The organism is Haladaptatus sp. HS23 (assembly GCF_056892285.1).
The window spans coordinates 480629-492969 of sequence record NZ_JBXGLH010000002.1 but is presented as its reverse complement, the minus strand read 5'-3'; the positions used below and the strand labels follow the sequence as shown (position 1 = coordinate 492969).

The 12341-nt window shown below is 65.0% G+C and carries 11 protein-coding genes; 10 read left to right on the top strand and 1 reads right to left on the bottom strand.

Annotated features, from left to right (window positions below):
* Window positions 1-10 precede the first annotated feature (10 nt).
* The gene (locus AC1XDK_RS08770) at window positions 11-1087 is read right to left on the bottom strand and encodes a tubulin/FtsZ family protein (protein ID WP_483349462.1); all 1077 of its coding nucleotides are present in this window, start codon (window positions 1085-1087) and stop codon (window positions 11-13) included.
* Between the two features lie 130 nt (window positions 1088-1217).
* Between AC1XDK_RS08770 and AC1XDK_RS08765 the strand changes: the two genes are divergently transcribed.
* The 10 genes from AC1XDK_RS08765 (at window position 1218) to AC1XDK_RS08720 (ending at window position 12316) form a co-directional block, all read left to right on the top strand.
* Window positions 1218-1703, top strand: a complete 486-nt coding sequence (locus AC1XDK_RS08765) for a DUF7310 family coiled-coil domain-containing protein (RefSeq protein WP_483349460.1) — start codon at window positions 1218-1220, stop codon at window positions 1701-1703.
* The gene (locus AC1XDK_RS08760) at window positions 1700-2227 is read left to right on the top strand and encodes a DUF7311 family protein (protein ID WP_483349459.1); all 528 of its coding nucleotides are present in this window, start codon (window positions 1700-1702) and stop codon (window positions 2225-2227) included. Before AC1XDK_RS08765 ends, AC1XDK_RS08760 begins: the two co-directional genes overlap by 4 nt.
* Before the next feature lie 26 nt (window positions 2228-2253).
* Complete coding sequence (locus AC1XDK_RS08755) at window positions 2254-4290, top strand: ATPase, T2SS/T4P/T4SS family (RefSeq protein ID WP_483349458.1); 2037 nt, start codon at window positions 2254-2256, stop codon at window positions 4288-4290.
* The gene (locus AC1XDK_RS08750; protein WP_483349457.1) at window positions 4287-5999 is read left to right on the top strand and encodes a type II secretion system protein; all 1713 of its coding nucleotides are present in this window, start codon (window positions 4287-4289) and stop codon (window positions 5997-5999) included. The genes AC1XDK_RS08755 and AC1XDK_RS08750 overlap by 4 nt, the downstream gene beginning before the upstream one ends.
* A 55-nt stretch (window positions 6000-6054) precedes the next feature.
* On the top strand, window positions 6055-6552 hold the full coding sequence (locus AC1XDK_RS08745; RefSeq protein ID WP_483349456.1) for a DUF7283 family protein: 498 nt from the start codon (window positions 6055-6057) through the stop codon (window positions 6550-6552).
* A complete protein-coding gene (locus tag AC1XDK_RS08740; protein WP_483349455.1) occupies window positions 6530-6931 on the top strand; it encodes a DUF7285 family protein in 402 nt (133 codons plus the stop codon). Before AC1XDK_RS08745 ends, AC1XDK_RS08740 begins: the two co-directional genes overlap by 23 nt.
* Window positions 6928-7761: a DUF7284 family protein gene (locus AC1XDK_RS08735; RefSeq protein WP_483349454.1), complete on the top strand. Its 834-nt coding sequence runs from the start codon at window positions 6928-6930 to the stop codon at window positions 7759-7761. Before AC1XDK_RS08740 ends, AC1XDK_RS08735 begins: the two co-directional genes overlap by 4 nt.
* Window positions 7758-11096 carry a DUF7286 family protein gene (locus AC1XDK_RS08730; RefSeq protein ID WP_483349453.1) on the top strand — a complete coding sequence of 1113 codons (3339 nt, stop codon included), beginning with the start codon at window positions 7758-7760 and terminating at the stop codon, window positions 11094-11096. The genes AC1XDK_RS08735 and AC1XDK_RS08730 overlap by 4 nt, the downstream gene beginning before the upstream one ends.
* Complete coding sequence (locus AC1XDK_RS08725; RefSeq protein WP_483349861.1) at window positions 11023-11394, top strand: DUF5791 family protein; 372 nt, start codon at window positions 11023-11025, stop codon at window positions 11392-11394. The genes AC1XDK_RS08730 and AC1XDK_RS08725 overlap by 74 nt, the downstream gene beginning before the upstream one ends.
* Before the next feature lie 67 nt (window positions 11395-11461).
* Window positions 11462-12316: an SDR family oxidoreductase gene (locus AC1XDK_RS08720; protein ID WP_483349452.1), complete on the top strand. Its 855-nt coding sequence runs from the start codon at window positions 11462-11464 to the stop codon at window positions 12314-12316.
* The last annotated feature ends 25 nt before the right edge of the window (window positions 12317-12341 follow it).

Below are 12341 nucleotides of genomic sequence, written 5' to 3'. Positions count from 1 at the left end.
AAATTCCTCCTCAGAACAGGTCGTCGAGTTCGTCGTTGTGGAACATCTCGGCCGGGTCCTGCTTGCGCGTTTCCTGTTTGTTCGCTTCCTTCGCGCGCTCCATGAACTCCTGCATCCGCGGCGAGCGCTCCACGCCGCCGAGGAGAACCAAGGCGGCGAGTCGTTCGCTGTCGAGCGGGAAGTCCCCCCCGCGAACCTGCAGGCTCCCGGTTTCCCCTTCGAGCCACCGACGGGCTTTCTCCACGCCTTTCCGCGGAATCCTGTCCGAGTCCCCCGCGACGACGAGAAGTGCGGAGTCCGCGTCCGTCGCCTTCGGCATGCTGAGGTTGCTCAGGATGGCTTGCCGAGTGTTGCTCGTCACCGTGTTTATGTTCTCGCCGCTCTCCTCGCTGGCACCCGCACTGGCGTATCCGAGCGCCGCGATGCCGCCCGAGCGGAGCGTGTTGATGACCTCGCTCGAATCCACGACGCTCTCTCCGACGCCCTCGACCGCTTCGCCGGACGCGAGGAGGAGGCCGACGCGCTGGGCTATCTGCTGGTTGATGTTCTCGAACGCTTCGCCGACGCTCTGGCCCGTCTCGTGCCACGCGTCGTTGTCGATGAGCAGGGTCGCATCGGACTCGCGGACGACGGTTTTCAACGACCGTCCGGCGTTGGCTTGGTACATCGCCCCTTCGCCTTTGCCGGGAAGAATGCCGAGCGCGTAGACGGGAATCTCGTAGATTCGCTGTAATTCGTGAATAAGGACCGGCGCACCGCCGCTTCCGGTGCCGCCGCCGAGTCCCGCGACGACGAAGAGGGCGTCCGCCTGCGCGGTGATTCGACCGTCGAGGGCGTTCATCACTTCGCTAGCATCGTCCTGCATCACTTCCGCGCCGAGTTCGTTGTCTCCACCGACGCCGTGCCCTTTCACCCGATCCTGTCCGACGAGGACGGTATCGAGGTCCAGCGACTGCAGATCAGCTTTCGCAGAGTTGATAGCTAGTGCGCCTTGGACGGCGTTGAAATCCATACTTGAATCGAATTCGACCAATCTCTGAGTGAGTTTCCCACCCGCTTGCCCCACGCCAATCAGGACGACTTTCATGGGGAATTGAACTGATTCATGACTTATGAATTTTCCGACGGGATTCGATGTAAATTTCTGGAAACAAACCCGACACGCCACGCTCGCTCCTCGGCGAACCTTAAATAGGAAGACGCGACCAACCACGGCGATGTCCGACATCGAAACGCTTTCGGAACGCGTGTCCACGCTCGAACGAACCGTAACCGACGGAGAGATGCCGTCGATACAGGAGGACGCGGAACTCCGCCGAACGACTGCGGATCTCGCCGGGCGAATGGACGACTTCGAAGCCGAGCTGGACGAACTCGACGCCGCAGTACAGGCCCTGCGTGGCTACGTCGGCAACATCCGCGCGGTCAACGACGATGTCGAACGCCGTGCCGATGCCGCGCTCGCGAAAGCCGAGACAGCGGAAGCGAGTCGTTTCGACCGCTCGAATCGGACTTCCCGACCCCTTTCGAGTGGGGGTGACTCCCTCGGAAACCGGAACGCCGACCGACAACGCTCGGAGGCTCCTCCAGAGAAGGGTGCTCCCCCGAGTCCGACGTCCCCGTACGAAATTCCACGGTGTGAGCACGAACGCGACGAATCCGACGACCGTTCGCTCACGACGCGCCTCCGAGAACTGCTGTGAGCGTTCGAACCGTCCTCGCCGTGGTACTCGTCGTCGCGATTTGTAGCGTCTCCTATCCCGCCATCGACGGCGCTCGGCGGGACCGAGCGGCATACCGCGCCGATGCGGAACTGGCCGAGGTCTCACGCTCGATGGTCGACCTCGCCGACGAAACGGCGGTACCATTCGACGATACCGAACCGATAGGCGCACGTAGAATGGTCGCCCTCTCGCTCCCGGCGGAATCCGCGACGACGGGGAAAATCGAGTTCGTCGCAATCGGCGGCGTTCCCGGTTTCCACCGCTCCCCGAAAGACGATTTCGGCGACGTTCTCGCGTATCGGGTCGAAGGCGGAACGACCCACGTTCGCCACCTCCCGTTCGACGTTCGCGTGGCGACGAGAAGCGAGACGGACGAATTGGTCGTTCGACCGGACGACAAACCGCTCGTCGTTCGCGCTCCTACCCGGTGCGATATTGCGCTCTTGTTGGTCGAATACGGGGGTAACCGGACCGTCCTCGCCGTTCCGGCGGCTGAACTTTAAATCGGAAAACGCGACCACGGTGGTTCATGTGGAACCCATTGTCGAGAGGTCGGTCCCGGGAACGCGACTGCCGATGTGATCCGTCGTTCGACGGCGTGACGCTCGTGGTCGATGCGAACGACTGCCCGGGGCGCGGCGAACTCGCCGAACGACCCGCCTGTCGGGCGACGGTCATCGACGCGCTTGCCGAACGCGACGCGGACTGCGTCGTGACCCGTGCGACGGGCGTCGAGCGAACCTACGACGGCGACGGCGCGGCGTTTCTCGTCGCGACCGGCCGGTTCATCGAACGGGTCGCTGCTCACGATGCAACGCTTGCCGAGCGGGCGCGAACCGACCCGCTCCGGGCTGGAATGGATGCCGTCGGGCGAGCGGGACCCGTCGCCCACGTCGCCGCAGAAACCGGCGTCGCCGAAGGAGTCCATCGCTTCGAGGAGTATTCGACGCTCCTCCGTCCGTTCGTCGGACCGACCATCGCCCGGTCGCGGGTCTCTCTCCGCCCCCCAGCGAACGCCCGACTGGCCGACCGGTATTCGCTTTCGACCGGCGCGACGGTTCGCCACTACGAGACGGAACGGGACGCGGAGTTCGATTCCGGCGATTTCGACGATATAGGGGACACGAACGACACCCACGACCCGCACCGAATCTACCACCTCGAACCGGCGGTGTACGACCTCCGTCACGAAGCGTTCGAGACGCTCGGCGCGGCCGCGAGGCTCCTCGCAAACGGTGGCGTCTCGGGAGGGAAACGAGCGCCCGGACGTGCCGTGAGAGCAGTCGTCGGGGCGAACACGGAAACGAGAACGGAGACGGACACGAAGGCGAACGTGGACACGCTCACCGACGTCCTCCGAAAATACACGCAGGGATACGGCGTTCTCTCCGACCTGTTCGCCGACCCGGGCGTTTCCGACGTGTTCGCTACCGCCCCTGTCGCGGACAATCCGCTTCGCGTACGGGTCGACGGCGAGGAGATGGAGACGAACGTCCATCTCACGCCCGACGGGGCGGCGTCGCTCGCGTCGCGCTTCCGGCGAACGAGTGGCAGGTCGTTCTCGCGTGCGAGTCCGACGCTCGACGCCGTGGCCGAAATCGACGGCACGAACGTCCGCGTCGCGGGCGTCACCGACCCCGTCAGCGACGGTATCGGATTCGCCTTCCGCGTCCAATCAGAGGAACGGTGGACACTCCCCGCGCTGGCCGAAAACGGGACGCTTCCGTCGGAGGCGGCGGCCCTCCTCTCGGTGGCCGTCGAACGTTCCGGAACCGGACTCGTTGCCGGGCCGCGTGGGGCGGGAAAGACGACGCTCCTCGGGTCGTTGCTGTGGGAACTCCCGGCGAGAGTCAGGACCGTTATCCTCGAAGACACGCCGGAATTACCGGTCGAATCGTTACAGGACGATGGCCGCGACGTGCAGTTGCTGCGGACGACGGCGAGCGACGACGAACCGGGACTCCGCCCGGCGGAGGCGCTTCGGACGGCCCTCAGGTTGGGAGACGGTGCGCTCGTCGTCGGGGAGGTCCGCGGCGAGGAAGCGAGCGTGCTGTACGAAGCGATGCGCGTCGGTGCGAGCGGAAACGCCGTCCTCGGGACGATACACGGCGACTGCGGCGACGCGGTGTACGAACGAGTCGTCACCGACCTCGGCGTCCCTCCTTCCTCGTTCGCGACGACCCAGTTCGTCGTCACGCTCGAATCGTACGAAACGAATGGGACGCACGGAAAGCGGGTGAAGTGTATCGAGGAGGTCGTCGCGGACGGAAGCGACGGGAGCGCAGGTGGGAGTGGAGCGGGAGAACCCGACGGCTCCGACTCGATACGGTTCGAACCGCTGTACGAACTTGACGATGGGGAACTCGTCCCGACGGGGAGAGTTGCTCGGGGAAACAGTGTCCTCGTCTCCTCGCTCGCCGAATCGACCGAAACCTACGCCGACCTTCGAGCGACGCTCGCCGACCGAACGCGAAACATCGAACGGCGCATCGAGCGACTCACACCCTCGTTCGAGGTCACGACGGAACGACTCGGGAACGGACGAACCGAGCGTGACCCGGCGTGACTTCGAACCGATTCGAGTCACTGTGTTCGTACCTCGCACGACTCTCCCCATGGGACGGTTCGGCGGACGCAGACATCGACCGCGCTATCGGATTTCTGGACGGCGATATCGACAGCACGGTTATCACTCGCGGGGCGAACGGTGCGGCGATTCTCTGGTGTCTCGTGGCGCTCCTTGGCGCGTCCGTGGCACCACGACCGCTCCGCCTCGTAGTCGGGGGCTTTTTGGTCGCTCTCGGCGTCGGCTTCTCCGCGCTGATTCGACGCGTACCCGAACTTCTCGCCGCCGCGAAGCGAACGCAGGCGCTCGGCGACGCGCCCGACCTCGCTGCCCGCGCGGTGCTGTGGATGCGAATCGAACCGACGGCGGAGGGAGCCGCGGCGTTCGCGGCGCGAACCGGCGACGGTCCGCTCGCGGCGAGCCTCGGCGACCACGTTCGACGCGCGGCGGGGTCCCCGATGGCTGGCTTGACGACGTTCGCCGCCGAGTGGGAGCGATGGAACCCGGCACTTCATCGGTCGATGGTACTCATCGCGGCGGCGAGCGAGGCCCCACCGGAAGAGCGAACGCGGACCCTCGACCGGGCGCTCACCGCGATTCTCGACGGGACGCGCGAGCGGATGGCCGAGTTCGTCGGCGAGATTCGCGGCCCGGCGACCGCACTGTACGCCTTCGGCGTTCTACTGCCGCTGGCGTTGGTCGCGGTGCTTCCGGCGGCGCGAACTGCGGGACTGCCCGTGTCGCCCGCCGCGTTGGTCGTCGCCTACGACCTCGTGCTTCCCGCGCTCTTGCTGGGAACGAGCGTCTGGTTGCTCATCCGCCGTCCGGTCGCGTTTCCGCCACCGGACGTTTCGCGTTCGCATCCAGACGTTCCCGAGAACCGAAGGTTCATCGCGATTATCGGCGTCGGTGTAGGCGGTGTCGCACTGGTCGCCACGCCCCTCCTGCTTCCCGAATGGACGCGCTGGGTCGCAGGGGTCGGCTGTCTCGCCGGAACCCTCCTCGTGGGATTCACGCGCCCGACCGTTCTGGTCAGAAATCGTGTTCGGGCGGTCGAATCGAACCTCACGGACGCGCTCTATCTCGTCGGTCGGCGAGTGAGCGAGGGATTGGCAGCCGAGGCGGCTATCGTCGCCGCTGCCGACGAGGTCACTGGAGAAACCGGTGCCGTCTTCGAGCGAGCGACCGGCGTCCAGCGCCGACTCGGGATGGGCGTCAAGGAGTCGTTCTTGGGCGAGTACGGGTCGCTTTCGACGGTGCCAAGTCCGCGCGCTCGGAGCGCCGTCTCCCTCCTCGCGCTTGCCGCAGACGAAGGGCGACCCGCGGGTGGTGCCGTACTGGCGATGGCCGACCACTTGGACGACCTACAGAGCGTCGAACGCGACGCACGGCGCGAACTGTCACAGGTTACGGAGACACTTCGACACACGGCGGCGATATTCGGGCCACTCGTCTCCGGTGCGACAGTCGCGCTGGCGGGCGGAATGGCGGGAGTGGGGAGTTCGTTCGGGAACGCGTTCCCCGTCGATGTACTGGGACTCGTCGTCGGCGCGTACGTCCTCTGCCTTTCCGCAATCGTCACGACGCTCGCGGTTGGACTCGAACACGGACTCGACCGAACGCTCGTGTGCTATCACGTCGGTCAATCGGTACTCTCCGCGACTGCCGTCTATCTCCTCGCCTTTGCGCTCGCGGGAGCGTTGACCTGACCCGAGTATCCCGCCCGACGTAGGTTTAAGTGCGAAAACGGAACGATTCCGGCCCATGTTCGACGCACCCCTCGACGCGTGGTACGTCTGGTTCGGCGTGACGGTGGTCAGTCTCGCCCTCCTCGGCGTCGCCATCGAACTGCCGACCGCACCGCCGCCGAACGCAGCCAGTGTCGCCGATACGGTCGATTCCGTCGCCGGTTGTTCGTATACCGCGACCGCCGAGCATCCGATTTCGGCGCGGAAGATCAAACTCGGACCACGCCGTCTCGGACTCGAAGGGGCGGGTGGAACCGCCCACTCGACGTTCGCGTACGGCCCGATCGTGCCGGTAATCAGAGCTACGACGGGTAAATACGGACGTTCCGGCAAGCGATTGGACCGCGTGTTGTCCGGCTCGCCGCCGTCCGCCGTGTTCGATTCCCCGACCGACTTCCGTGCGGCGATACGGAACTCTCGAGAGCGACGACCCGTATGGAAACGGGCGGAGAGAACGCTTCGCGCTCGCTGTGTTTCGTGGGAGGGAGTCGATGCGACGCTGGTCTCCGGGTAGAGCACAGACGGAGCCTGTTGCAGCCATCGTCGCCGTTTTCGCAGTCTGTATCGGACTGCTCACCTACTCCGGCGTCCTCGGTGATGTGATGCCTCCGTCCGAGCGGACCCTCGGTCCGACGACACTTTCGACGGTCCGCGATGAGATGAGTTCGAACGGCGTTCTCCTTCCCGATAACCTTCCAGTTGGCCGTCGGTCGAATCCCGCGGGCTACCATCTCAACGTCTCCCTTTCGGTAGGGTCGCGGAAGTGGCATGGCGGCCCATCGCCTCCACACAATCCCGACGCTTCGACCGAAACCGCCACGACGAGGGTCAGCGTGCGTATCGCCCCCGGCGACGTCCGGCCGGGACGGCTTCGCGTGGTGGTGTGGAAATGAGAGCCATCAGCACCGTTTTCGACGTGAGTCTGTGTCTCCTCCTCGTCAGCGCCAGCGCCTTCGTCCTCGTCGGTGTGGAGCCACCCGGCTCACCGATACGGATGCGAACCGCCGAATCGACGGTGAGCGTCCTCACGACCAGCACTGCCGAAGTGAACTACACGATTCCAACGGATACGAGACGACTACGTCGAACGACGCACGGGACCCTCGCCGGATTGCTTGGGGAAGCGGCCTTCGCCAACACGACGGTTCGCGGGGCGGAGCTCTCGCGCACGACCGATCCGTTCGAGCGTCGAGTTTCGCGTCGCGTCCGGGAACGACTCGACCATCCGACCAACGTGCAACTCCTCGTCCGATGGATGCCGTACCGCAACGCTCATCTCGGAGGACGCATCGTCGTCGGCGAATCGCCCTCACCTCGTGTGGACGTTCACGCGACGGTCGTCTCGCTTCCGAGCGGACTGCCGACGGTTCGGAAACGAGCAATCGACGCCGCACGACGCGAGGGTTATCACGGAGTCGCGACGGTCGTCGCGGCCGCCATCGTCGCGGGGGTGGTTCCGGAACGAGCGACGAGGCTGGCGCTTTCCGACCCTGAAACGAGTACGACGGTCGGCTCCCGACTTCGACGGATGACTCGCCTCTACGGAGTGGGCGTATCGAACACGCATCTCCTCGCCAGCGAGGGAACGAGAGCGGCACTCATCGATGCCGTAGCGAACGCTGTCGAAGCCGACCTCCGGAAGACGTTCGAGACGCCGACCGATGCGGCACGGTCCGTCTCGGTCGGGGAGACGCGACTCGTCGTCAGGACGTGGGACGCATGAAACTCGCCGACGACACCAGAGGGAGGGTTCCGTTCGCGCTGGTCGGCGTTCTGCTCCTCGTCGGGAGCGTTGCCTTCGCGGGTACGCTCGTTACCCGTCCGACGCCGAACGTGAACGAGAACGTAGAACGGAGCATGCGGGCCGTGACCGCCGGGACGCACACCGCACTCCGGGGGGCGATTCGACAGGCGGGGCGGGATGCCGCCGCCTCCCCCCTCGTTCGCACGGCGAACACGACTGTGGGTCGCATCATCAACGACTCCACACCGTTTCGGGACTATCTCCGTCTTCGAATCTACCTCTCCGCACGACGGAGATTACGCTCCGTCTCCGTGCACATCGATGACGTACGCGGAACCGCATCGCTCCCGATGACGCCGAACGCGACTGCACTCCGCCGCGCGAAACGTCGGGTCCGTGTCGAACCGGTCGGGAAACTCACTGCCGCTGGGCTTCGCGTTCGAATCGAAAACGTCTCCATGCGAGCGACCCGCGGCGGAAGGACCGTCGCCGCCACGACGAGAGATGTGACCCTCGTCGTGGAAACTCCCGTTCTTGCGCTTCACGAACGCGTCCAGCGGTTCGAACGTCGACTCGACACGGGAGCGCTCGATTCGGGACTCGGACGACGACTGACCGCCCGACTCTATGCAGTGACGTGGGCCCGTGGTTACGCGCAGTACGGCGGTGCACCCATCGCGAACGTCCTCGGGAATCGCCACATAGAGCTGATGACGAACGGGGCGATTCTGGAAGAGCAGACGGACGCGTTCGGCGCGAGCGACCCTGCTGGACGACGAGGCGTTCGCCGTTCGACCGCGCGCGTCGGACTGACCGACCTCCTCGTTCCGACGACCCAACGCGGAATGCTGTGGACGGACTTCGTGTTGAACACGGCGAACGCAGACGGTTCGGACGGAACCGTCGACGGCAACCTCGATGCGACTCCAGAAGCGCCCGACTCACAGTACACCCCTGAAACCGGGATGGAAGTCGGTGTCAACGAATCCGCAGACAGGGCGCTCTTGAACTTCCTCGACGGCGGCGACTCCAGCGTATTGGACGACGCTATCGCGTCGGCGTATCGGGTTTCCGCGAAACCGGTTGCGAACGTTCGCACCGTGCGCAACGAACGGGAACCGCGTCCCGACTCGCCGGGTGACGGATGGACGCTTCGGAGCGAACGAACCTCCACGCAGGTTTCGGTCGAAAACGCCACGGCATCGTCCCCCGCGACGCAGCGCGGATGGCACCTCCTCTGGAGCAGTGCCCGACGCGTCGTTCGGACGCACACCGTCGTGCGACGATGGCAACGGGATGGAGAGGGGCGTGACGACGCGACGGCCGACCGAAATCGGCTGGAGAGCGCCGGACGCCCTTACTCCGGTACGTCGGCACGGCCGACCCAACCGGCGAATCGAACCGTCGAAACGACTCAACAGTGGTCCGAGGAGTTCGTCGTCTCGCTCGGCGTCGCGGGCGACCACGTGACGACGGAGTACGCTCCGGACCGTCCCTTGACGAGCGCCCACGAGTCGGGAGAGCGTTCGGGACCGAACCTCGCGGACGTTCGCGGGAAAGCGATCTTCCGATTGGTCACCCATCGGGGTGGCGCGGACACCCTCGCGCGACGCGCGAGCGTCGGGACGATGGATACGCGGGTCGTTTCAGTGCAAGGCCGATACCCGCCGTCGCTCCGTCAGCACGTCTACCGGGACGTGTGGAGGCTTCGGACGCGGGTTCGAAACTGTTCGGTAACGGTTTCGCGAGGTGCCGTCTCCACGGGCGGAACGAATCCCGCGGCGAAACTCGCGGCAACCCTCCGCGAGCAGCGGAACGCGCTCGTCGATGCTCCCGCAGGATATGAGAACGCCGGAGACCGGGCGAAGTACGCGGCACGTGTCGCGTATCTCGATTCAGTCACCGACCGACTCGGAAACAGAGCGGAACGCACCCGTCGAACGCAGAGGGGATTCGAAGAGGAGGTACGCGACGCAACAGGTGTCTCTATCGGCCGAATTCGTCGACTCGTCTCCTCCCGGTCCGAGGTTTCATCGCCGTCCAGTCGCCCCCTCCCGACGAGCGCCCCCGGCGTACCGGTAAACCTCAGTGTCGATGGCTCGCCGTCGTATCTCACGCTCTCGGCGGCCACACACGGCCACGTCTCGGCGGTTCCACGGGGCGAGACGGTCTATCCGCTTTCAGCGCGGAATACCAACCTGTTCACGGTTCCGTCCTCCGATATCTCGGACGGAGTCCTTTCGTTCCTTCCCGACGGTCGAGAGCCGAAGCGGGTGAGTCTTCGAGCCGCTGGCTTCGCACTTCGGGCCGCAAACGAGACGCTCGCTACCGGGGCGAACGAGTCGTTACGTCGCCATCGAGACGAGTTACAGAAGTCGATTTCGGCGTCGATAGACGATATCGAGGTGAATCTTCGGGACGAACTTGCGACCAGTAACGCCATCGACCGGACGGAACGCCGATTGGCAGTTCACCGTGGGCTGGCCGACTGGCGAACGACGGCAGACCGCGCCATCGCCATCTCGAACGGCTCCGCCGCCGAACCAATCGCGCGGGAAATCGAGCGGCAACAACGGGTCCACTGGAATCGAATGCGACGCGACACGATGACGATTCGCGTTCGATTCGCGCTCGAATCGGCACGACGGGACGTCGATGGCGTCCGCCAGTCGAACGTCAAGCCGGTCGTCTCCACGACCCGCCGCGTTCTCGTGGCGGAACTGAAAGGGGCGGTCCAGCAGGGAATCGAGAATCGGGTTCAGCGAAGGCTGAACGAATCCATCGACGAGACGGTGGGCGACCTCCCGGCGGGACTGCCGGTCGTCCCGATTCCGGGCTACTGGTACGCGACTGTCAACGTCTGGCAGGTGGACGTGTCCGGAACCTATGCCCGGTTCACGGTTCGTGCACGTGAAGGGTCGCCCACCTCACCGGGCGCGTCGGTCGCGTACTCCCGCGAATCGGGGACCATTCGTCTGGACGTCGACGGCGATGGCGCGATGGAAACGCTCGGGCGAACGACACCGATTTCGTTCGACACGGGAACGACTGTCGTCGTCGCAGTACCGCCCGGAAAGACGGGCGTCGGCGACGTGGACGGGAACGCCGACGAGCGCTCCCCCGGATGGGCGAACCGGAGTGACAACCCATTTGGCGCACCCGGCCGTCGTGACGACCATGCTCTACGACGAGATAGACGACCCCGGCGAGACGACGCCGACGGCACTCCACGAACAGTACGTGGCGGAACTCTCACAGACCGTCGAATCGGAGGGTATCGACGCAGTAGTCGAGGGGAGCCAACTCGACCGTGAGACCGTCGAGTCGATTGCCGACGGCGATATCGTCGCCGACTTGACGCTCGAAGACGCGGCCGCGATTCTCGCGACCGAGGAGGGAATGCCGGAGAAGGATTCCATCCTCCTCGAAGTGCGCGACCACTTGCTCATGGGGATGACGACGGGGTTGCTGGACGTCGACACACTCGCACGGGACATCGACGGCGACTTCGAAGCGCGTGCCATTCAGCAGAAAATCGAGGGGCGGGCACCGATGACGTTGGAGGAATATGCGCTCGTTCATCACGCCATCGCGAAACGAAACGACCGATAATCGAGAACAGTGACGGATTTTCGAGGGGAGACGGCGGAGTTATCCGCGGCCCGTTCGAAGGCATCGTATGAACGTCGCAGTACTCGGATGCGGCTACGTCGGTTGCGAACTCGCACGGGGGTTGCTCGCGGACGGTCACGACGTCGTCGGCGTGCGACGCTCCGCGGATGGACTTCGTACGGTCGAAGACGTCGGTGCCGACGCGATACGGGCGGACGTGACGGACGATGAGTCGCTTTCCTCGATTCCGGACGTGGACGTACTCGTCTACGCCGTGAGCGCGGACGGCCGCGACTCGGAGGCGGCACGGACTGCCTACGTCGAGGGGCTTCGGACGACCCTCGACCATTTCTCGGCACGCGAGTCGTCACCGGAACGCGTCGTCTACACGTCCAGCACCGGCGTGTACGGCGACCGCGACGGCGCGTGGGTGGACGAATCGACGCCGTTGGAACCACGAACGGAACGGGAAGAGATTCTGGCCGAAGCGGAAGCCATAGTACGGGCGGAACGCGAGTGGGATTGGACGGTGACTCGATTCTCGGGGTTGTACGGTCCAGACCGCTATCGACTGGAGCGATACCTCGAAGGGCCGGTTTCGGACCGTTTCCTAAACATGATTCACCGCGACGACGCGGCCGGTGCGGTTCGATATCTCCTCGAAACCGATACCGGGCGAAACGCCGTCGTCCTCGTCTCGGACGACGAACCGGTTCGAAAGCCGACGCTCGCGGATTGGCTCGCCGACCAGTGTGCCGTGTCCCACCCGCCACGGGAATCGGAGACGAGCGAGCGGGCGCGAGCGAGCAAGCGCTGCTCGAACGAAAAACTCCGCGAACTGGGGTACGAACTCCGATATCCGACGTACAGGGATGGCTATCGGGCGGCCATAGAAGCGTTCCGACACTCCCAAAACGTCTGACACCTGTTACCGTTGGGAAAAGTTC